Origin of the sequence: Microbulbifer hydrolyticus, from assembly GCF_009931115.1 — a bacterium.
In the GTDB taxonomy this organism is placed as follows: domain Bacteria; phylum Pseudomonadota; class Gammaproteobacteria; order Pseudomonadales; family Cellvibrionaceae; genus Microbulbifer; species Microbulbifer hydrolyticus.
Genome location: NZ_CP047491.1, coordinates 156,256 through 176,542, shown reverse-complemented (window position 1 = coordinate 176,542; position 20,287 = coordinate 156,256). Strand labels below are relative to the sequence as shown.

Annotated in this window: 20 protein-coding genes; 4 read left to right on the top strand and 16 right to left on the bottom strand. The window is 58.4% G+C overall.

Annotated elements, in window-relative coordinates; translation table 11 throughout:
* Positions 1 to 24: 24 nt before the first annotated feature.
* Entirely contained in the window at positions 25 to 2,148 is a 2,124-nt protein-coding gene (locus GTQ55_RS00805) for a prolyl oligopeptidase family serine peptidase (protein ID WP_161857000.1), read from the bottom strand.
* 97 nt (positions 2,149 to 2,245) lie between these two features.
* On the opposite strand from GTQ55_RS00805, the gene dtd reads away from it, so the two are divergent.
* Complete coding sequence (gene dtd / locus GTQ55_RS00800; protein WP_161856999.1) at positions 2,246 to 2,692, top strand: D-aminoacyl-tRNA deacylase; 447 nt, start codon at positions 2,246 to 2,248, stop codon at positions 2,690 to 2,692.
* On the opposite strand, the gene GTQ55_RS00795 is transcribed toward dtd, so the two are convergent.
* Positions 2,623 to 3,696 (bottom strand): aminopeptidase, encoded by a 1,074-nt coding sequence (locus GTQ55_RS00795; RefSeq protein WP_237567758.1) that lies wholly within the window; start codon positions 3,694 to 3,696, stop codon positions 2,623 to 2,625. The two genes, dtd and GTQ55_RS00795, sit on opposite strands and share 70 nt — an antisense overlap.
* Positions 3,697 to 3,799: 103 nt before the next feature.
* Between GTQ55_RS00795 and GTQ55_RS00790 the strand changes: the two genes are divergently transcribed.
* On the top strand, positions 3,800 to 4,033 hold the full coding sequence (locus GTQ55_RS00790; RefSeq protein WP_161856998.1) for a hypothetical protein: 234 nt from the start codon (positions 3,800 to 3,802) through the stop codon (positions 4,031 to 4,033).
* Positions 4,034 to 4,196: 163 nt separating this feature from the next.
* Here GTQ55_RS00790 and tatC read toward each other — a convergent pair whose 3' ends face one another.
* From tatC to ubiE, 8 genes are all read right to left on the bottom strand, one after another.
* Complete coding sequence (tatC, locus tag GTQ55_RS00785; protein WP_161856997.1) at positions 4,197 to 4,937, bottom strand: twin-arginine translocase subunit TatC; 741 nt, start codon at positions 4,935 to 4,937, stop codon at positions 4,197 to 4,199.
* The gene (gene tatB / locus GTQ55_RS00780; RefSeq protein WP_161856996.1) at positions 4,934 to 5,665 is read right to left on the bottom strand and encodes a Sec-independent protein translocase protein TatB; all 732 of its coding nucleotides are present in this window, start codon (positions 5,663 to 5,665) and stop codon (positions 4,934 to 4,936) included. Before tatB ends, tatC begins: the two co-directional genes overlap by 4 nt.
* 43 nt (positions 5,666 to 5,708) lie before the next feature.
* Positions 5,709 to 5,963 carry a twin-arginine translocase TatA/TatE family subunit gene (gene tatA / locus GTQ55_RS00775; RefSeq protein WP_161856995.1) on the bottom strand — a complete coding sequence of 85 codons (255 nt, stop codon included), beginning with the start codon at positions 5,961 to 5,963 and terminating at the stop codon, positions 5,709 to 5,711.
* Positions 5,964 to 6,039: 76 nt separating this feature from the next.
* A complete protein-coding gene (locus GTQ55_RS00770) occupies positions 6,040 to 6,387 on the bottom strand; it encodes a phosphoribosyl-ATP diphosphatase (RefSeq protein WP_161856994.1) in 348 nt (115 codons plus the stop codon).
* A gap of 9 nt (positions 6,388 to 6,396) precedes the next feature.
* On the bottom strand, positions 6,397 to 6,825 hold the full coding sequence (hisI, locus tag GTQ55_RS00765; protein WP_161856993.1) for a phosphoribosyl-AMP cyclohydrolase: 429 nt from the start codon (positions 6,823 to 6,825) through the stop codon (positions 6,397 to 6,399).
* A 92-nt stretch (positions 6,826 to 6,917) separates the two neighbouring features.
* Positions 6,918 to 8,555 carry a ubiquinone biosynthesis regulatory protein kinase UbiB gene (gene ubiB, locus GTQ55_RS00760; RefSeq protein ID WP_161856992.1) on the bottom strand — a complete coding sequence of 546 codons (1,638 nt, stop codon included), beginning with the start codon at positions 8,553 to 8,555 and terminating at the stop codon, positions 6,918 to 6,920.
* A 1-nt stretch (position 8,556) separates the two neighbouring features.
* Positions 8,557 to 9,213, bottom strand: coding sequence for a ubiquinone biosynthesis accessory factor UbiJ (locus GTQ55_RS00755; RefSeq protein ID WP_161856991.1), 657 nt, complete (start codon positions 9,211 to 9,213; stop codon positions 8,557 to 8,559).
* 92 nt (positions 9,214 to 9,305) lie between these two features.
* Complete coding sequence (gene ubiE, locus GTQ55_RS00750) at positions 9,306 to 10,055, bottom strand: bifunctional demethylmenaquinone methyltransferase/2-methoxy-6-polyprenyl-1,4-benzoquinol methylase UbiE (RefSeq protein WP_161856990.1); 750 nt, start codon at positions 10,053 to 10,055, stop codon at positions 9,306 to 9,308.
* 378 nt (positions 10,056 to 10,433) lie between these two features.
* Between ubiE and GTQ55_RS00745 the strand changes: the two genes are divergently transcribed.
* Complete coding sequence (locus GTQ55_RS00745) at positions 10,434 to 13,307, top strand: TonB-dependent receptor plug domain-containing protein (RefSeq protein ID WP_161856989.1); 2,874 nt, start codon at positions 10,434 to 10,436, stop codon at positions 13,305 to 13,307.
* Between the two features lie 104 nt (positions 13,308 to 13,411).
* Here the strand turns inward: GTQ55_RS00745 and GTQ55_RS00740 are convergent, their stop codons facing one another.
* The 5 genes from GTQ55_RS00740 to hslV form a co-directional block, all read right to left on the bottom strand.
* Positions 13,412 to 15,028, bottom strand: coding sequence for an alkaline phosphatase (locus GTQ55_RS00740; RefSeq protein WP_161856988.1), 1,617 nt, complete (start codon positions 15,026 to 15,028; stop codon positions 13,412 to 13,414).
* A 15-nt stretch (positions 15,029 to 15,043) separates the two neighbouring features.
* Positions 15,044 to 16,603, bottom strand: coding sequence for an alkaline phosphatase (locus tag GTQ55_RS00735; protein ID WP_161856987.1), 1,560 nt, complete (start codon positions 16,601 to 16,603; stop codon positions 15,044 to 15,046).
* 160 nt (positions 16,604 to 16,763) lie between these two features.
* The gene (locus GTQ55_RS00730) at positions 16,764 to 17,141 is read right to left on the bottom strand and encodes a gamma-butyrobetaine hydroxylase family protein (protein WP_161856986.1); all 378 of its coding nucleotides are present in this window, start codon (positions 17,139 to 17,141) and stop codon (positions 16,764 to 16,766) included.
* A 71-nt stretch (positions 17,142 to 17,212) separates the two neighbouring features.
* On the bottom strand, positions 17,213 to 18,526 hold the full coding sequence (gene hslU / locus GTQ55_RS00725; RefSeq protein ID WP_161856985.1) for an ATP-dependent protease ATPase subunit HslU: 1,314 nt from the start codon (positions 18,524 to 18,526) through the stop codon (positions 17,213 to 17,215).
* Between the two features lie 211 nt (positions 18,527 to 18,737).
* Entirely contained in the window at positions 18,738 to 19,277 is a 540-nt protein-coding gene (hslV, locus tag GTQ55_RS00720; protein WP_161856984.1) for an ATP-dependent protease subunit HslV, read from the bottom strand.
* Positions 19,278 to 19,395: 118 nt separating this feature from the next.
* Between hslV and GTQ55_RS00715 the strand changes: the two genes are divergently transcribed.
* Positions 19,396 to 19,629, top strand: coding sequence for a DUF2798 domain-containing protein (locus GTQ55_RS00715; protein ID WP_202620650.1), 234 nt, complete (start codon positions 19,396 to 19,398; stop codon positions 19,627 to 19,629).
* Positions 19,630 to 19,693: 64 nt separating this feature from the next.
* Here GTQ55_RS00715 and GTQ55_RS00710 read toward each other — a convergent pair whose 3' ends face one another.
* Positions 19,694 to 20,260 (bottom strand): SPOR domain-containing protein, encoded by a 567-nt coding sequence (locus GTQ55_RS00710; RefSeq protein ID WP_161856982.1) that lies wholly within the window; start codon positions 20,258 to 20,260, stop codon positions 19,694 to 19,696.
* Between the last annotated feature and the right edge of the window lie 27 nt (positions 20,261 to 20,287).

Below are 20,287 nucleotides of genomic sequence, written 5' to 3'. Positions count from 1 at the left end.
GCCCGGCCACTTGAGGGTAAAAGGCTACTTTATTTCCAGCCCCAATTCATGGGCAAGAAACGCGTACTGGTTGGTAAAGTCTTCCACCTGCATCCACACCGGCTTACCCGCGCCGTGACCCGCGCGGGTCTCCACGGCGAGATAGATGGGATTGTCGCAGCCCTGATCGCGCTGTAGTGCCGCAGCGAATTTGTAGCTGTGCCATGGCACTACCCGGTCATCGCGATCTGCGGTCGTTATCAGCGTGGCCGGATAGCAACTGCCCGCTTTGGTGTTATGCACCGGGGAGTAGGCGTAAAGCGCCTGGAATTCGTCTTTGTTCTCGGACAGGCCATAGTCACTGGACCACTGCCGCGCATTGGCGGAGGCGGTGTGGTAACGCAGCATATCGAGCACACCCACAATGGGCAGTGCCACTTTGAACAGCTCCGGGCGCTGTACTTCCGTTGCCCCCACCAGCAGGCCGCCGTTGGAGCGCCCCATGATGCCGAGCTTATCCGGGGAAGTGACTTTTTCCTCAATCAACCATTCAGCGGCTCCGATAAAATCATCGAATACATTCTGTTTCTGCAGCTTGGTGCCCGCCTTGTGCCAGGCACCGCCATACTCGCTACCGCCGCGCAGGTTCACCATGGCAAAGGTTCCACCCATATCCAGCCAGCCGGCGAAGCGGGTATAGAAGCTCGGTAGTTGCGCGGCGTTGAAACCGCCGTATCCGTAGAGCAGCGTGGGGTTTTTACCGTCTTTTTTCAGGCCTTTCCTGTGTACCAGGAACAGCGGCACCCGCGTACCGTCTTTGCTTTTGAAAAAGTGCTGGCTGATGGTGTAGTCGGAAAAGTCGGCCGGGTAGCGGGGCGCTTTTACCTTGTCGGTTTTTCCACTGGCGACATCCAACCGGTAAATACTCGGCGGAGTGAGGAAGTTACTGAAGGAATAATAGGTCTCGCTGTCTTCGGGATCGCCGATGAATCCCTCAACGGTCCCCATGCCCGGCAGCTTTAACGTGTATTGCGGTTTTCCGGAAAGGTCGGTCACCACCACTTTGGATTTGGCGTCCTCGAGATAGTGCAGCACAAAACGCCCACCGATCAGGCTGGCACTCTGCAAGGCGTCTTTTTGTTCCGGCACCAGGGTTTTCCAGTGCGCCCTGTCGGGCTGATCCAGGTCAATGGCAATGATGCGGCCGTTGGCTGCCGCCGCGTTGGTCTCAAAATAAAACGTTTTGCCCTGGTTGCCGAGAAAGGTATACAGCCCGTCCCACCGGTCCAGAAGTTTCACCACTTGGGCGTCTTTATCTGTCAGGTCTTTGTAGTAGACGCCGTTGCTGTCGTAGCCGTCGAAAATACCCAGTATCAGGTACTTTCCGTCGTCGCTGACTTCCGCTCCCGGATTACGGGTGGGGTGGTCGGTGATCTGATACACCAGCTGGTCCCGGCTCTGGGGCTCGCCGACTTTGTGGAAATACACCGACACCTGCTTGCTGTCGTCGGCGCTGCCATCCTGTTTGAACGGATAGCGACTGTAGTAAAAGCCGGATTCATCCTTGGCCCAGCTGGCACCACTGAACTTGATCCCGGTAAGGCGGTCGGGAAGCATGCGCCGGGTTTTCAGGTCGCGCACATGGTAGTCGGTCCAGTCGGTGCCGCCATCGGACGTACCGTAGGCAAGATAGCGTCCATTCGGACTGACGGCGTAGCCCTTGGCGGCGATGGTGCCGTCTTCACTCAGGCTGCGTGGATCCAGTACCACATGCCCGTCCTTGGTAATATCGCTTGTGCTGTAGAACACATTCTGGTCCCAGCTGCCGTCATTGTATTCGTAGAAAACCTGGCCGGCTTTTTTGTACGGCACGCCGTAGCGCTCGTACTCCCACAATTGGGTCAGCCGATCGTTGATCTTCTGCCAGCCGGGCAGGGCTTTGAGCCTGGGCAGCGAAAAGTCGTTCTGTGCTTGCACCCACTCTTTGACCGGCTGCGATTCCTGCTGCTCCAGCCACCGGAAAGGGTCTCCGACACTGGTGCCAAAGTAATCGTCTTTCTGCTTCACTGTGGCCGTTTCCGGGTATTCGGGCTTGCCGTTATCACTGGTGGCATACACGGCGGCGGCAGCAACGCATACGGCGAGCAGGGTGAAAGCGGTTTTCTTCATTTCTGGCTTCCGGTTTTTTATCGTTGGTTAGTGGGCTAATCTAGGCAATTCGCCGCCAGCTAGCTAGCGGGTAACAGGATTTTAGAAGAGGTTATCGATGAAAGGCCTGATTCAGCGGGTAAAACACGCGAAAGTGGAAGTGAACAGTGAATCCGTCGGCGCCATTGACCAGGGGATTCTGCTGTTACTCGGTGTGGAGGCGACCGATACCCGAGAGAGTGCGGACAAGCTATTGCACAAAGTCCTGCACTACCGCATTTTCAGTGATGAAAAGGGCAAGATGAACCTGAACGTACAGCAGGCCGGAAGCGGCCTGTTGGTGGTAAGCCAGTTTACCCTGGTGGCGGATACCGCCAAGGGGCTGCGCCCGAGTTTCAGCCGCGGCGCAACGCCACAGCAGGCGGAAGAACTTTACGAATATTTTCTGCAACAGGCCGAGATGAAAACCGACGCGGAATTCGCCGTTGCCGGCGGTCAGTTTGCCGCCGACATGCAGGTATCGCTCTGTAACGACGGCCCGGTAACCTTTTTACTGGAATCCTGAGCCCGCCCGCTGAGCGCCTTCAGCCGTGCCTTGCGCTCCTCCTTTGGCAACGCACCGAGCCGTTCAACGGCGCCGTAGAACGCATTCCAGTCACGTCCGCTGTCTTCGTACAGCTGCATAAACGCCGGCACCTGGGACTGGTACTCGCTCACCAGCGCCAGGGTAGCGTTGTTGGTCTTTTCGATCATGCGCGAAAACTTTTCGTCCTCTACCCAGCCCACCGAGGCCTCGCGATAACAACGGCGCAGCTTCTGCAGCGTCGCCTGTTTACGCTCGCGTTTTTCGCTGTCACTCAGATCTGACTTGTAGATCGATTGTAACTGCTTGCGCGCCGCCACCATCAGTCCATTGACGCGACGCGCCTGCGCCACATTCTTGACGCCGGGCGCGGGAATGCCATTGCGCCGGCGCCAGTCCGGTAGCGCGATACGCGATACCGCCGTGGCAAAGCTCTCATTAAAGCGTGTGTCGCCTGCAATATACACTCGCCGGTGTGCGAGTTCGTGAAACAACAGGCCGGCGAGGCGTTCCGGCTTCCAGCTTACAAAGCTCGACAGTACCGGATCATCAAACCAGCCCAGAGTGCTGTAGGCAGGAACCGGACCGAGGTAGACATCGTAGCCCTCGGCGCGCAGCCGCCCGGCCTGTGTTTCCGCGTCGGCTTTGTCGAAGTAACCCCGGTAGCTGGCGCAGCCGGCGATGGGGTAGCACCAGCGTTTCGGCGACAGGGAAAATTCCGGCGCCGCAATCAGGTTCCACAGCGCATACTCACCATCGAGCTGGGTAAACTCACTGTAGGCCGAGCCCACCGGCAGGTGCAGCTCACCGGCGGCGTAGGAACGGATGGCGCGTACCCATTCCAGCTGCAATTTCAGTTTCGCGTCGGTTTCTCCATCCACCACCAGGCGGTCAATGGACTTGCGTCCGGCGAGGATTTTCAGCTGGCCGGTGGCCGCCTGAGAGTAGAAGTGTACGGTTTCACACCCCGCCGTCGGCAATAGCACCAGGATAACCGCCGCCGAGATAAATGTCCGGCATCGACGCCTGCCAAGCGCGGCGGAAGCGGCTAACTTTAGGGAAGCGAGAAAATGTTTAAGGGAAATATCCATGCAGCCCGTGGCAGCGGTCTCACTGGTTTTTACGATTGTGCTTGGTGCCGTGCTCTGGGTTCAGGTTCTGCGGCTCAGTATTGCCGAGTCTACCGGCCTGGCGGTACTGGCCATTCTGTTTCCGCCCATCCCACTGGCACTGTTTGTGATCAGTAGCCGGCACCGCCAGAAAGTGCTACCGCTGGTGTTGCTGGTGGCCGGCCTTTCCAGCATAGCTGCAATTTATTCGTGAGTCAGACATAAAGCCACGCTCACTCCGGCGCCCGCCCATGGGGTGAGCCACAAAGTGTACTTCGCTTGCGCCAGCATCTTCGCAAGCCGAAAAGTCCGCGCGGAATGGATTCTACCGCCAATACTTCGATGGGATGATCACGGGAGGCGATATCCAGATGACCTCAGGAGTCCTCGACTTCCTTGCCCTTGCCACGCTTGATCAGGCGCCCGAAGAAAACCCCGATTTCGAACAGGATCCACATGGGAATGGCCAGCAGCGTCTGGGAAATGACATCCGGCGGGGTTAGCAGCATGCCCACGGCAAAGCAGGCGACGATGACGTAAGGGCGCTTTTTCGCCAGATCCTTTGCGCTGATCGCACCACTCCAGATGAGCAGTACGGTGGCGATGGGAATCTCGAACGCAAAACCAAAGGCAAAAAACAGCTTCAGCGCAAGGTCCAGATAACTGCGGATATCCGGCATTACCTTGATATCCGCATGTGCAGAACTGATAAAAAACTCAAAAATCAGTGGAAAAACCACAAAATACGCAAACGCCATGCCCGCATAAAACAGAAAAATACTGGAGAACATCAGCGGTCCGATCAGGCGCTTTTCGTGCTTGTACAGTCCGGGTGCAATAAATGCCCAGAATTGGTACAGCACAAATGGTATTGCGACGAAAAACGCCAGGACGAAGGTGGTCTTGAACGGTGTAAGGAAAGGCGACGTCACCTCGGTGGCGATCATGCCCGCGCCTTCGGTCAGACGGGCCTGCAGCGGGTCGGCAACGAAATTGTAGATATCGTTGGCGAAAGGCACCATGCAGGCAAATATCGCCACAACTACCAGCAGCGTTTTCAGCAGCCGGTCGCGCATCTCGATCAGGTGATCAATAAACGGTTGGTCTTTCTCGGTCATTGACGCTTGTCTTCCGCCTGGTTGGGACTGTCGCTTTTTGACGAATGCTCGGATTCCGGTGTTTTCGGCTCATCGGGCGCCTCGGTTTCCGCAGGATCCAGACGGTCGACCTCTGCCCAGGCCTCATCTTCCTCGTGCTTGAAATGGTCCGGATGGTGCGGGTTGTACTCGGGGTCGCCGTGATCATGCAGGTGCTCCGGATATTCCGGATCCTCCAGGTCCTCGTCGTCCTCATCTTCTTCTGGCAGATATTCCTCGTCGGACTTTTCACCGGCCTGCCCGCCGCGCTCTTCTTCCGGCAGGTAGTCGGCCGCCTGTCGCCGCCTGTCGGCGTCCACGTCCGTCTGCAGAGCTTCCTGGTCAGGCGCCTGTGCGGCATTGGCCTCGGTATCCGCGCTCTTTCCCGAGTCCTCCTTGAGGGCCTGCGCCTGTGCTTCCACGGCCTTCAGGTCCTTCTCAAATTTGCGTTCCGCTTCGCTGAATGTGCGCTCCATCTCCTCCTGGCTTTCGCGCAACTCTCGCAGTACGCGCTCATTGTGCAGCTCGCGGCGGATGTCATCGGCACCGACCTCGCGCTCCAGCTCATCCTTGGCACTACTCAGGGTCTGCTTTACTTGCGTCCACCAGCGCACAGTGGTGCGCACGGCATCCGGCAGGCGCTCGGGTCCGATGACCACAAGGCCGACGATACCGATCAACAGCAGTTCAAAAAATCCAATATCAAACACGTGCGCTTCGCTCTATGAGTTGCGGACGATGGCCATCATCAGGTTATTTATCCTGAGACTGCTTTTCTTCGCTGGACGTTTTCTGTTGCGGCTTGGTGCTTTCATCCTTGGTCAGCAACTCCGGGTCTTTGTCCTCGCCGTCATCCTCACCGTCTTTCTTGCCTTCGTCCTTCATGGCCTTTTTAAAACCCTTTATGGCGCCGCCGAGGTCTCCGCCGAGGTTGCGCAGGCGCTTGGTACCAAAGATCAATAACACGATGACCAGCAGGATCAGTAATTGTTGCCAGCTAATACCCATAAGAAATACTCCTGAATAAAACGTTAAATTTCGTGGTTAGCCGGCGCCGGAATATATCGGGGCCGGGCAGTAAAAATCAGTCCTGATTGCGCGCGGCTTTTTCCTCGAGGCCGGACAGTCCGAAGCGGCGACCCAGCTCATCCAGTACCGCGCGGGAGTCAGCACCCAGGTGTGCGAGCATCACCAGCGAGTGGAACCACAGGTCCGCGGTTTCACTGATCAGCGCTTTATGCTCGTCACTTTCCCGGCCCTTGCCTTCGGCATCCTTGGCGGCGAGGACCAGCTCGGTGGCCTCTTCGCCGACTTTTTCCAGAATCTTGTTCAGGCCCTTGTGGTGCAGACTGGCGACATAGGAGGACTCCGCATCGCCCTGCTGCATACGCAACCGCAGCACCCGGTCCAGTTGTATCAACATATTACTCATGGCGGTGGCCTATTTCTCCGCGTTCTTTTTTGTCTCGGCGCCATCGGCTTTGGCATAGATATCTTTCGGGTCGGTGATCACCGGCTGCCGGATCTGCCACTGGCCGTTTTCCAGCACCTGATAAAAGCAGCTGGTGCGGCCGGTGTGACAGGCGATGCCTCCCAGCTGCTCCACCACCAGCACCAGGGTATCGCCGTCGCAGTCGAGGCGGATTTCCCGCACCTGCTGTACGTGCCCCGATGACTCGCCCTTGCGCCACAATTTGTCACGGGAACGTGACCAGTAGACGGCGCGGCCTTCCTTTTCCGTCAGGCGCAGGGACTCCCGGCTCATCCACGCCATCATCAGCACGCGGCCGGTTTTGAAATCCTGCGCGATGGCGGGCACCAGCCCGTCGCTGTTCCAGCTGACCGCTTGGGTGAAATCGGTGTCGCTCAAGGTGTGCGTCCTTACTGCTTTCGTTATTGTAGGCTGACTGGCGGGCTTCCCCTGTTGCCATTCCCGTCTCATCAACTAGCGCTTTTCAGCGCTCAGGGCCACAGCAGCACCCCCAGCGCCAGCGCGCCCAGGGCCCAGCTCGCGGGAGGAATCTGTGCCACCAGCCCCGGCGAGGCCACAAAGGCTGCCCCCACAGCCAGCAGGGCGCTGGCGATGATGCGCGCATAGCGGCGGCGCCCGCGGCGCTGGCTGCCGGCCAGCTCGTCACCGAGGCGGTGCAATTGGGGTGCCAATTCGCGCCCCTGCTCAAGGGCCGAAAATGCCAGCTGGGGCAATTGTGGAAATTTTTCCAGCCACTCCGGGCCGTATCGCCGGATTTCACCGACGATGGTTTTGGGATGGATACGCTCACGCATCCACCGCTCCAGAAATGGATGGGCAGTCTTCCACAGATCCAGTTGCGGATAAAGCTGACGCCCCAAGCCCTCGATATTGAGCAGGGTTTTCTGCAGCAGCACCAGCTGCGGCTGTACTTCCATATCGAAGCGCCGCGCCGTCTGGAACAGGCTGATCAGCACGCGCGCAAAGGAAATCTCCCCCAGGGGCTTCTCGAAAATAGGCTCACACACCGCGCGGATGGCGGCTTCAAATGCATTGACGGGGGTATCCCGGCGCACCCAGCCACTCTGAACATGCAGCTCGGCCACCATACGATAATCTCGCCGGAACATGGCCAGCAGGTTGCGCGCCAGATAGTACTGGTCCTCGCGGGTGAGGCTGCCGACGATGGCAGTATCGATAGCGATATATTTGGGGCGCTCGGGGTACTCGCGGGACACAAAGATATTGCCCGGGTGCATATCCGCATGGAAAAAGTTGTGTTCGAACACCTGCTTGAAGAAGATCTCAACACCGCGCTCGGCAAGCAGCTCCATGTCGGTATTCTGGGCGCGTAACTGGGCCAGGTCGGTAACCGGTATCCCGTCGATGCGCTCCAGTACCAGAACATTTTCGCGGGTGAAGTCCCAGTAGACCTCGGGAATATACAGCAGCGGGGAGTTGGCGAAGTTGCGCTTGAGCTCCGAGCCATTGGAGGCTTCGCGCACCAGGTCCAGCTCGCCCTCGATGGTATGACGGTAATCTTCAACCACCTCCACCGGGCGCATACGGCGACCATCCGGCAAATAACGCTCGATCCAGCGCGCGATATAGCGCAACAGTTGCAGGTCCTGCTGGATGACCTTGTCGATCCCTGGCCGCAACACCTTTACCACAACCGACTGGCCGGGTGCACCGCTCTCGTCTTTCAGGCGCGCGGCATGCACCTGCGCCACGGAAGCGGACGCCAGCGGCTCGCGCTCGAACTCCGCAAACAGCTCGTCCACCGGCGCACCCAGCGCCGCTTCGACGCGTGCAATGCACTGGTCGGCCGGGTAGGGCGGCACGTTGTCCTGAAGCTGGTTCAGCTCTTGCACCATATCCGGCGGCAACAGGTCCGGGCGCGTCGAAAGCAGCTGACCGAACTTCACATAAATCGGTCCCAGGTCTTCCAGTGCGCGCCTGAGTCGCTCGCCACGCCCCATCGATTTACTTTTTTTGTTGCCCGGCAACAACTTCGCCGGCGCCCAGGCAGCGCGCAGCCACAGCGGTTGATGCTCAGTGGGGATCAGTTCATTCAGGCGATAGCGTAGGAAAATCCGCGCAATCGTCAGGCTTCTTGCTACTGGCACGTCAATGCTTCCCCTGGCCGGGCTGGTCTCGGCCTTCCAGCTTGCCACGCAGAATCTCTATGCGCGCCTCCAGCCGATCCACACCCTGCGCAAAAGCCGCCACATCGTCCGCAAACGCCTCGAACTGCGCCTGTGGCGGGGTCATCCGCCACTCCTCGCTGACGGCTTCCGCACCGGCCTTCGGCGCCGAGCCCAGGGCATCCTTCAGCCAACCCGCAGCCATACGGACGCCGGTACCCAGCTGGTGGGCCGGCGAGTCGCCGATCAATTTTGCCAGCGGCTCCTCCCAGTCGATATCCAGGTCCCGCAGGATTGACTGCAATTCCGCCAGCAGCGCACTGGATCCGCGCACCGTCACGCCCAGTTTGGCCGGGGTGGCATCGCGGTTTTTCAATAACTGGATAAATGCCAGGGCAGAACCGGAAAGCTCCGTGGTCACTTCACCGCTCCAGCGGCTGTGCACTTCGATGTAGCCTCCATCCGCCTCGTCTTCTATGACCAGGAACAGGTTTATTGCCGGTGCGGTGAGGTCTACACCCAATACCTTACCCGCCAGACGGGCCAGGCGATTGCGGCTGCCCGGGTCATAGCGCAGGGCAGTATTGATGGCAGTTTCCAGGGTGGCATCGAAGCCTGCGCGGAAGGTGGGGTCGGTCATTATTTTCTGAGTTCGTCCGTGCGAAATACGCTGATGCGAAGGTCCAGTCGGCAGCAATCCCTCGTGAGACCGCCACCGACAAGGATAAGAACTTAGGGCTTGATGCCCTTGTGCAAGGCCACGATGCCACCGGTCATGTTGTGGAACTCGCAGTCCACAAAACCGGCCTCAACCATCATGTCCTTGAGCGTTTCCTGATCCGGGTGCATGCGGATACTCTCGGCCAGGTAGCGGTAGCTGTCGGCATCGTCCGCCACCAGCTTGCCCATAAACGGTAACAGGCGGAAGGAATACTGATCGTAGACCTTCTCCAGCAGCTTTGATTCCGGCTTGGAAAACTCCAGTACCAGCAGGCGACCACCGGGCTTCAGCACACGCAGCATGGAGCGCAGCGCCAGATCCTTATCCGTCACATTGCGCAGGCCAAAAGCGATGGTAATGCAGTCAAAGGTATTGTCGGGAAACGGCAGATACTGGGCATCGGCCTGTACCGTCTCCACATTCCCCGCGATGCCGCGGTCCAGCAGGCGATCGCGGCCCACCTTCAGCATCGACTCATTGATATCCGCCAGCACCACCTTGCCGGTCGGCCCCACGATACGGGAGAAACGCGCCGTCAGATCGCCGGTGCCACCGGCAATATCCAGAATCGTCTGCCCCGGGCGAGCTGCGGACAACTCGATGGTAAAGCGCTTCCACAGGCGGTGAATGCCGCCGGACATAAGGTCGTTCATCACATCGTAGCGGGCCGCCACTGAGTGAAAAACATCCGCCACGCGCCCGGCTTTTTCATCTACCGGTACCTGCTGATAGCCGAAATGGGTCGTCTTGCGTTCCGTCATCTTGCGCCTGCTGTACCAAATTCAGGCCGGTATTGTACATGGGGCTCCTTGGAATGGGATATGTGTAACTACTTTGGTACACGCCCCCTTTATTAAGTCAGGGCAGATCAGCCACTCATGGCCTTATTGCCACACGCCTGTGGAAGCTGACCATCTCAGGATGACTCTCGCGCCACATGCCAGAGTAATTAGCATGATTTTCTTTTTCATACCGTTGTCGAACAATCTGAAAAAACATTCAACTACAAATGGGCAATATTTAATTTCACCTAATTATTTAATGAGGGTGCATTCCTCCCATTCGTTACAGAAGTACGGCATAAAACTCCAACTGCCGATTTCTGACCTAGAAAATGCCCTGAGGGGGAACATAAGAATATGAAGAGTAACGCACTATCTTTGGCCATCCGCGGCGCCATCTTGGCAGCCGTCAGTGCTACGCCTGCCTTCGCACAAGAGGACACCAAAGCGGTGGACGCTTCCGCGATCGACGACGGCGCCATAGAGCAGGTCACCGTGACCGGCTCCCGGATCTCACGCCCGAATGCCGTGAGCCCAACTCCGGTGACCTCGCTGACCGCTGAAGACATCAGCCTGAGCGGCGAGACCAACCTGGGTGATTTCCTCAATACCATGCCCGCGCTACGCTCTACCTTTTCCGGCCAGAACTCCGGCCGCTATATCGGCACCGTGGGCCTGAACCTTCTCGACCTGCGTGGCCTGGGTACGTCCCGTACCCTGGTACTGCAAGACGGTCGCCGTCACATTTCTTCTTCCGTTGGCACTTCAGCAGTGGACGTCAACACCATCCCGGAAGACCTGGTTGAACGTGTAGACGTAATCACCGGCGGTGCTTCAGCCATTTATGGTGCCGACGCGGTATCCGGGGTGGTTAACTTCATCCTGAAGGATGACTTCGAAGGCGTGAAAGTGAGCGCTTTCGGCAGTGACACCCAGCGCGGTGGTGCGGAAACCACCGAACTTTCAGTTACCTTCGGTAAAAACCTGTTCGACGGCCGCGCCAATATCGCCGGTAGCGTCCAGCACACCACACGCGGCGATGTCTACGGCACCGAGCGCGACTGGATTACCAAGGGCTACGGCACCCTGGTAAACCCAGACGATATCGACCCGAACACCGGCGCAGTCATTCCCGACAATGGCGTGCCCGACCGTATCGTGGTCGAGGATTACCGCATTCCGTTCATCAGTGATAATGGTATCGCTTTCCTCCCGTACGGCGACTACACCTTCAATGACGATGGTACCGCGCGCCCGGTTATTCCCGGCGACGTGTGCGACATCAATGGCCGCTGCTCTGGTGGTGATGGCTACGCGTTTGTTGGCCAGTACCAGATGTACCCGCGCATGGAAACGGCAAACATTTTCGTAAAAGGTCACTTTGATATTTCCGACTCCATGCAGCTGTTCGGTGAAGCGAAATACGTAAACCATGAAGCGGAGAGCTGGGGACAGGCGAGCTTCAGCTACGATGGCTACTCCTCCACCAACCCGTTCCTGGACCAGGATCTGTCCGATCGCCTGGTAGCTGACGGCGTGCCCGCATTTGGCATGTACCGCATGCATTCCGACCTCGGCTATCGCGGTGACCTCGCCGAGCGCGAGACCATGCGTTTTGTTACCGGCCTGAAGGGTGAGCTGGGCGGCAGCTGGACCTATGAAACCAGCCTGGTATACGGCGAGTACAACGCCGATGTTTACTATGTGAACAATCGTCACAACGAACGTTACGGACAAGCAATTGATGCCATTGAGCTCGATGGCGAAATCGTCTGTGCTGACGCCGATGCGCGCGCAGACGGCTGTCAGCCGCTGAACATGTTTGGCTTCGGCCTCAATTCCCAGGAAGCCATTGACTGGGTGATGCTGGATGACACCGGCTCCGAAGAAAAAATGACCCAGACCGTGGCATCCGGCTTTGTGACCGGCGATCTGATCGATCTTCCGGCTGGCCCGCTTTCCGTAGTAGGCGGCTTTGAATATCGCGAAGAAACCAGCTTCGTGGATTACGACGAAATCATCAAAAGCGGCGCAACCTTCATGAACGCGCTGGCCTCTACTGATGGAGAGTACGACGTAACGGAAGCCTTCGTGGAAGTATCTGCACCTCTGGTTTCCGATCTGCCCGGCATCCAGAGCCTGATTTTTGATACCGCATACCGCGCCGCTGACTACTCCACCGTAGGGAGCACTGGTGCCTGGAAAGCAGGTCTGGATTGGTCTGTAATCGACGATGTCCGTGTTCGCGCCACAACCTCTCAGGCGGTACGCGCACCAAACATCGACGAACTGTTCGCGCCACTGGGCGAAAACTTTTACAACGTAAACGACCCCTGTGACTACCGTGAAGTGGGCAGTGCACCGGATCCCGCTCTGCGTAGCGCGAACTGTGCGGCACTGGGCCTGGGCCCGGACTATGAATCCCCATGGAATGGCGGCCCGACGCTTCCAGGCTTTAGCGGTGGTAACCCCAGCCTACAGGAAGAAACCGCAACTACCATGACATACGGTATGGTAATCACTCCGCGCTTCGCCGATGGCCTGACACTGACCGTAGACTACTGGGACATTGAAATTGAAGATGCAATCTCCTACTACGGCGGCCAGACCATTCTGGACAAGTGTGTAGACGGTGCTTCCATTGACAATGCCTTCTGCGGAAACATCGAGCGCGCGGCGAATGGCGACCTGACCTCACTGACCAGCTCTGCCCTGAACGCCTCCAAACTCACCGCCCGCGGCGTGGACTACGAACTGCGCTACGACCTGGCACTGGCAGATCTGTTCAACTCTGAGCTGGGCAGCCTGACACTGAGCCTGCAGGGCACCCGCCTGCTGGAGCGTGACGACTACTCCTTCCAGAACGAGCCTGACAGTGTCGACCCGGTTGCCGGCGAGATTGGCGACCCGGAAGATGCCTATAACATGAACGTGACCTACCGCTACGGCGACCTGTCAGTAAACTGGGGACACCGCTATATCGGCGACCAGGCCCTGTACGACATTGGTAACTCCCGTCCAGAGAGCGCAGCACCGAGCTTCACCGGTGAAGTTCGCTACAACAGCCTGCGCACCAGCTACCTGTACCAGGACCAGGTTGAGGTCTACGGTGGCGTAAACAACCTCGAAGACAAGGCTCCGCCCGCGTACCTGACTGGTACCGGTGGTGGCTCTGGCATGTACGACACCATGGGCCGCAGCTTCTACCTGGGCGTGAACTACACCTTCTAAAACCTTGGTCAGATAAACAACAAGAACTGGGGGGCTTCGGCCCCCGCTTCCAAGCCGCATCCCAGGATGCGGCTTTTTTATTTGGTCCAGACTTTTCCGCCCCTTTATCTATCGATTAGCCCTCCCGCGTGTGCCATCACATGAAAAATAAAACTCTGCTCGTTGGTACCGGACAGCAGGTGCGCGCCGGGGCCGCGCGCCCAGATCCCCACATCTTCACCGCCATGTGTTTCGCCGCCGAGCGGCACCAGTGCCTCCTGGTGATAGCCGGGCGACTCGGTGTCGCTGGCGCTGATGTCCTGGCGGCCAGCGCTGACCGGATCTTCATAGCGGTCATCCGCATCGGCACTGCTACCGTAGTGGGCGTGGCCCAGGCCATTGGCGTAGGTGATGGTGGTGTAGGGCATGCCATCTGCCGCCAGTGCGACCCCGGGTTCCGGCTCACCACGGCTGTTATTGGTAACCACTTTGCCGAGGATCGGGTTGCCGCGGGTCGGGTAACCGGCAATGGTCATCACGTGACTGTGGTCCGCAGTGACGATGATCAGGGTATCTTCGGCGCTGGTGCTGTCCATGGCCACCTGTACCGCATTGGCCATTTCCACCGCGTCGGTCAATGCACTGTAAGCGCTACTCGCGTGGTGGCCGTGATCAATCCGGCCGGACTCCACCATCATGAAATAGCCGCGGTCGTTTTTACTCAGCAACTCGATGGCCTTGGCGGTCATTTCTGAAAGGGACGGCTCACCGGCCACATCATTTTTGCGGTCGGCCTCATAGCGCATATGCGAGCTTTCAAACAGGCCCAGCAGCTTGTCGGTACTGGCCACATCAATGCCATCAAACCCGTTCTTATCTTCGATATACAGCGCGTTGGTGACGCCATCCTGATAGCGCGACTGCCAGGCCTCCACCAGGTTTACACCGTCGATGCGCTTGCCGGCCTTGCCTTCCAGATCGGTGACCTCTTGCGGCAGGAAGCTGCGGCGACCCCCGCCCATCACCACATCAATACCGTCCCCGGCAGCCAGCTCCACCATCTGGGTGGCGATGTCCGTACAGCCTTCCGGAGCGGCATACTCCCAACCCCGCTCGGGCACTTTTGAATAGGTCGAGGCAGGGGTGGCGTGGGTGATACGCGCGGTACTGACAACCCCGGTGCTCTTACCAAGGCTCTCCGCCAGCTCGAGTGCGGTGGTGAGCGGGCGCTGCAGGCTTGCTGCACAATCGCCACGGGCGACGGTTTCATCCACGCTCAATACACCGGCTTTGGTTTTCACCCCGGTCACCATGGCGGTGGCAGTGCCGGCCGAGTCCGCTGTCTGCTGGTTGGTGTTATAGGTCTTAATCAGTCCGGCAAACGGCATTTTCTCGAAGCTGAGCTGGTGCTCCTCACCGCTCTCTCCCTGCAGCTGACCGGCAAGAATACGCGCAGCGGTAACGGTGGAAATACCCATGCCATCGCCGACAAACAGGATGACGTTTTTCGCCGCGCCGCGCTCGTTATTGATCACGACATCGCGGGCACGGGCGATCGCGGCCTCGCCATTCTGATACCAGCTGCTGGCGCGCTGGGATTCCGGCAGGCTCAGCCCTGACGGTGCCGGTTCCGGCTGTGGCTGCGGCTGCTGCGGCGCAGGGCCCGAGTTATTGTCGCTACACGCGGCGACAGTAATGGCGAATGCCGCTGCAAAAGCGACAGAAAATCGATTCGGTTGCATGTTGTTACCCCCAACTTATTCGGCAATGACCGGCAGCCCGGTGGCACCGACCATCAAATGAAATACCGCGTTCTGCTCCAGGGTGCCCTGGACCAGCTCCGCGCCCGCGCCAATGGCATGCAGGCTGATGTCTTCACCGGCATGCGATTCCGAGCCCAGGGGCACCATGGCTTCCTGATGAAAGCCCGGGGCCTCGGTGTTTACATCACTGAGATCCGTGCGGCCGGCATTGATGGTGAGATTGTAACGGGCATCGGCGTCGATTTCGTTACCAAGGTCCGCAAAACCCAGTCCGTTGGCATAGCTCAATACGGTATACGGCATATCGTCCGCGGCGAGTGCCGGTTCTCCCGTCGGTGCGCCGGTACCGTCGTTGGTCTTCACTTTACCCAGAATCGGGTTACCACGGGTTGCGTAGCCGGCAATGGTCATCACGTGGCTATGGTCGGCGGTGACAAGGATCAGGGTCTCATCCAGGTCGACCCTTGCCACAGCCGCTTTTACCGCTTCAGCAAAGGCAATGGTGTCGTGCAGCGCTGTATACGCACTGCCGGCGTGGTGGCCATGGTCGATACGGCCGGATTCCACCATCAGGAAGTAGCCATTGTCATTTTTTGAAAGCAGGTCGATGGCACTCGCAGTCATCTGCATGATGGACGGTTCGTCCCTGGCATTCCCGACGCGGTCGGCCTCGTAGCTCATGTGAGAGCGGGTAAACAGCCCCAGCAGCTTATCGGTACCGTCGATATCCGTCGCCGCCAGTTCGGTGTCGGTCTGCACATAGGCCGCCGACTGGTCAGCGTAGCGCTGCTGCCATTCGCCGATGAGGTCTCGCTCGTCGGTGCGCTTACCGCCGTTATCGGTTGTCGTGAAATGTCGGCGGCCGCCACCGAGTATCACATCCACGCCATCACCTGCGGCGAGACTTACCAGTTGCGCGGCGATATCCTTGCAGCCATTTTCTATCGCTTCTTCGCTGAGACTGTCATCGGATTCCCAGTTGCGCTCGGGTGAGCGCGCATAGGTAGCCGCCGGTGTTGCGTGGGTGACACGGGCTGTGGATACGATGCCGGTGCTGCGCCCACGTTGTTCCATCAGTTCGAGGAAGGTTTTGAGCTCATTGCCGCTGGTGCCGGCGCAGTCCGCACGCAATGCGTCGCCGTCGATATTTATCATGCCAGCGCGGGTTTTTACCCCGGTCATCATTGCCGTCATGGTGCCGGCGGAGTCTGGAGTCTGCTGATTGGTGTTGTAGGTTTTGATCAGAGCGGTATGCGGGAAGGCTTCAAACGAAAGGAGATTTTCTTCGCCATTGTCACCGCGCAGCTGGCCCTCGAGAATCCGCGCTGCGGTGAGGGTGGAAATACCCATGCCATCGCCCACGAAAAGAATCACATTCTTTGCAGTTTTCTGTAACCGCGGTTCCGCAATCTTATGTTCGAGCAGAGCTTCACCACTGCGGTACCAGTGACTGGATTGCTGGTAGTCCGGCAGCTCGGCGGCCGCCAGTGTGGAAAAGGTCATTGCCATGCCCGCGGTTAGCGAACACAGCGCGCGATAAACCTGCTTGGCCATATCATTTGCCCCTGACTAATCTGGATTCGAGGCGGGCATTAAAAACGCCGCCACATGACAGTGGCGTTACAGGCAGTTCACGATTTCATGAAGGAGTAAAGAAATACGAAGCGTTGCGCATCTTTAAGGGGCGAGCAAGGGCGGCCCCGGAATTAAAACCTCACCCGATAAACTTTACCGGGCTCTCATCCGGGTCTCTGCCCTGGCCTTCACGCGCGAGTCGCTGGAGATAATCCTCCCACTTACGCTCTTTCTGATCACACAGTTCGCGCAAATATTCCCATGTATAAATGCCGCTATCGTGACCATCGTCGAAAAAAATCTGTAATGCGTAACGACCCGCGGCGGCAATCCTGTCGATGCCCACATGCAGTTTCCCGCTGACCAGTTTGCCCTCACCAATACCGTGACCCCGCACTTCTGCACTCGGCGAGTAGACGCGCAGGTATTCTGCCGGCAGGGAAAACTCTGAATCCGGATATTGCAGGACGAGCTCTTTCCCGATCTTATCCAGACGTATCTTTTTGGGTGCTGACATTGGCAGGCTGTACTCGGGGGATAATTCGTAAAACAAAAAGGAGCCCAACAGGGCTCCCTGGACAATGGCGCCTAGAGAATAAACCGGGAGAGGTCTTCATTCTTGCTCAGTTCCCCGAGCTGTTCGTTTACGTAGGCGGCGTCGATGGTGACACTGGTGGTGCCATCGCCACCGGCAAAGGAAATCTCTTCCAGTAGCCTTTCGAGCACGGTGTGCAAGCGGCGCGCACCGATATTCTCGGTGGTTTCATTCACTTCAAAAGCCACTTCCGCGATACGCTTGATGCCGTCGTCAGAAAATTCCAGGTTCACGCCTTCTGTACTCATCAGTGCTTTCTGTTGCTCGGTCAGGGACGCGCTGGGCTCGGTAAGAATACGCTGGAAGTCGTTGGAGGTGAGCGAGCTCAATTCCACACGAATCGGCAGGCGGCCCTGCAGCTCCGGAATCAGGTCCGACGGCTTGGACAGGTGGAAGGCACCTGAGGCAATGAACAGTATGTGGTCCGTTTTGATCATGCCGTATTTGGTGGTCACGGTGCAGCCTTCGATCAGCGGCAGCAGGTCGCGCTGTACGCCCTCGCGCGAGACGTCGGCACCGCCACTTTCCTGGCGCTTCGCCACCTTGTCGATCTCATCAATAAACACAATGCCGTTCTGTTCCGCAGACTGAATGGCCTTGGTTTTGATTTCTTCCTCATTGATCAGCTTTGCAGCCTCATCGTCAGTGAGCTGCTTGAGCGCCTTTTTGACGGTGAGCTTGCGCTTCTGGGTTTTGCCTTTGGACATATTGGAGAACATGCCCTGTAGCTGATTGGTCATTTCTTCCATGCCCGGAGGCGCCATGATTTCGACACCCATGGGGCCCGCGGAGACGTCAATTTCGATCTCTTTGTCGTCGAGCTCTCCTTCACGCAGTTTTTTGCGGAATACCTGGCGGGTGCTGGAATCCCGTTCGGCCGGATCAGTATTGCGCGCGGGGGGCAGCAGGGCGTCGAGCACGCGGTCTTCGGCGGCGTCCTGTGCGCGCTGTTCAACCCCGGCCATGGCCCGTTCGCGTTCGAGTTTGATGGCCATTTCGACGAGGTCGCGGACGATGGATTCCACATCGCGACCCACGTAGCCGACTTCGGTGAATTTGGTGGCTTCAACCTTGATAAAGGGGGCGCCGGCAAGCTTGGCGAGGCGACGGGCGATTTCGGTTTTACCGACGCCGGTGGGGCCGATCATCAGGATGTTTTTCGGGGTGATTTCCGCGCGCAGTTCTTCGTTGACTTGCATCCGGCGCCAGCGGTTGCGCAGGGCGATGGCGACAGCGCGCTTGGCGTCGTTCTGGCCGACGATGTGGCGGTCGAGTTCGTGGACGATTTCTCTGGGGGTCATGGACATGGCAATACTCGGATTCTTTCAGGTTTTTCCACCACCGCGAGTTTTAAAGCGGGTCCGGTGGCGGCCGAGCACCGGGGGAAAGGTTTCGAAAACGCTGTAAATACATCCCTGTAAGCTCCGGCGGCGACGTCCTGTCGCCGACGGTTTCGAAACCTTTCCCCCGGCACCCGACCTTCAATTCTGGGTTGTGTGCTTCGTCACTTGGTCGCGATTAGTAAGACAGTTCTTCAATCGTGTTGTTGTGGTTGGTATACACACAGATATCACCGGCAATCTTCAGGCCCTGTTCGACGATGCTGCGCGCATCCATGTCAGTGTTGTCCAGCAGCGCGCGGGCTGCCGACTGGGCGAAGGGGCCGCCGGAGCCGATGGCGATGAGGTCGTCTTCCGGCTGGATTACGTCGCCGTTTCCGGTGACGATCAGGCTGGCGGTTTCATCGGCGACGGCGAGCAGGGCTTCCAGGCGGCGCAGGGCGCGGTCGGTACGCCAGTCTTTGGCGAGTTCGACGGCGGCGCGGGTGAGCTGGCCGTTATGGGCCTGGAGTTTGGCCTCGAAGCGCTCGAACAGGGTGAAGGCGTCGGCGGTGCCGCCGGCAAACCCGGCAATGACCTTGTCGTCGTACAGGCGGCGGACTTTGCGGGCATTGCTTTTCATGATGGTGTTACCCATGGAGACCTGCCCGTCACCGCCGATGACAACTTTGCCGTTGCGTCGGCAGGAGAGAATGGTTGTGCCGCGATATTGTTCCACGTGTGCCTCTGCTTTCTGATTTCAGAATCACTAAGTGTGGTCGAGGATGGGGAATTTCAATGTTTCGGGAGCGGGCCCTATAATCCGCGCCTTCTTCCGAGGTTCGATGGAGAGCACTGTGGCCCGTATCAAGCGCCGGTATTACACGCTGGTTTTTGCGTTGTTTATGTCGTTTTTCATGTCGACGATCATGTCGGGGGTAGTGACGCTCATCAATACCGGGGTCACCGAGGGTTTCTTCAACCGCTGGCTGCACGCGGGGCTCGCGGCCTGGGTGATTGCGTTTCCGCTGATCTCGGTGATTGCACCGGTGGCACACCGGATTACGCGGAAACTGGTGGAGACCGAGTAGTTCCGCGTCAAATGTCGGCGATGCCAGGCTGTGCGAATGCGCTGCTTCCGGACGCCTGCCCGGATTATCCTTTGGCCGGGCGTTTCAGCACCAGCGGCATCAAGCGGTGCTCGGCGAGGATGCTGCGGGCTTTGGCGACCTTGGAGCGGTTGGTGTAGGGGCCCACAAGGACGCGGTGCCAGGTGCCGCGGCTGTCGGTGGCGGATTCCACTTTTACGTCGAGATTGGCGAGCGTGAGCTGGGCCCGCAGACGCTCGGCTTCGGCCTTATCGCGAAAGCTCGCGGCCTGCAGGATATAGACCAGATCGGATTTGGGCTCGACCCGCTCGGCGGTCTCACTACCCTTGTCATCCCCCTCTCGTACCCGCACCTGCTGCTTCTTCGGCTCGGGCACTTTTACTTCGTTTTCTTCCAGCAGCTTGTAAAAGTCAAAGCGCGGTTTGGCTTCCGTGGGCGCGGGCTCACGCGCTGCGGGTTTCTCGGCCCGTGCCGCTACCTTGCCCTGCTCGATCTTGAGGTCATTTAGCAGGAATACGAAGACTGCAAAGCCACCGACGAAATTGCCGAGCACAAACCAGACCCAGGCGGGTTTGCCGGTGGATTGCTGGCGGCGGGTATTGCGGCGGGCCATGACACTTCTCTCGAAACTTGATGATTA

Coding starts and splice junctions, on each gene's coding strand:
- GTQ55_RS00805 (WP_161857000.1), bottom strand. CDS start 2,148: ATGAAGAAAACCGCTTTCACCCTGCTCGCCGTATGCGTTGCTGCCGCC.
- dtd (WP_161856999.1), top strand. CDS start 2,246: ATGAAAGGCCTGATTCAGCGGGTAAAACACGCGAAAGTGGAAGTGAAC.
- GTQ55_RS00790 (WP_161856998.1), top strand. CDS start 3,800: ATGCAGCCCGTGGCAGCGGTCTCACTGGTTTTTACGATTGTGCTTGGT.
- tatC (WP_161856997.1), bottom strand. CDS start 4,937: ATGACCGAGAAAGACCAACCGTTTATTGATCACCTGATCGAGATGCGC.
- tatA (WP_161856995.1), bottom strand. CDS start 5,963: ATGGGTATTAGCTGGCAACAATTACTGATCCTGCTGGTCATCGTGTTA.
- GTQ55_RS00770 (WP_161856994.1), bottom strand. CDS start 6,387: ATGAGTAATATGTTGATACAACTGGACCGGGTGCTGCGGTTGCGTATG.
- GTQ55_RS00755 (WP_161856991.1), bottom strand. CDS start 9,213: ATGACCGACCCCACCTTCCGCGCAGGCTTCGATGCCACCCTGGAAACT.
- ubiE (WP_161856990.1), bottom strand. CDS start 10,055: ATGACGGAACGCAAGACGACCCATTTCGGCTATCAGCAGGTACCGGTA.
- GTQ55_RS00745 (WP_161856989.1), top strand. CDS start 10,434: ATGAAGAGTAACGCACTATCTTTGGCCATCCGCGGCGCCATCTTGGCA.
- GTQ55_RS00740 (WP_161856988.1), bottom strand. CDS start 15,028: ATGCAACCGAATCGATTTTCTGTCGCTTTTGCAGCGGCATTCGCCATT.
- GTQ55_RS00735 (WP_161856987.1), bottom strand. CDS start 16,603: ATGGCCAAGCAGGTTTATCGCGCGCTGTGTTCGCTAACCGCGGGCATG.
- GTQ55_RS00730 (WP_161856986.1), bottom strand. CDS start 17,141: ATGTCAGCACCCAAAAAGATACGTCTGGATAAGATCGGGAAAGAGCTC.
- hslU (WP_161856985.1), bottom strand. CDS start 18,526: ATGTCCATGACCCCCAGAGAAATCGTCCACGAACTCGACCGCCACATC.
- GTQ55_RS00710 (WP_161856982.1), bottom strand. CDS start 20,260: ATGGCCCGCCGCAATACCCGCCGCCAGCAATCCACCGGCAAACCCGCC.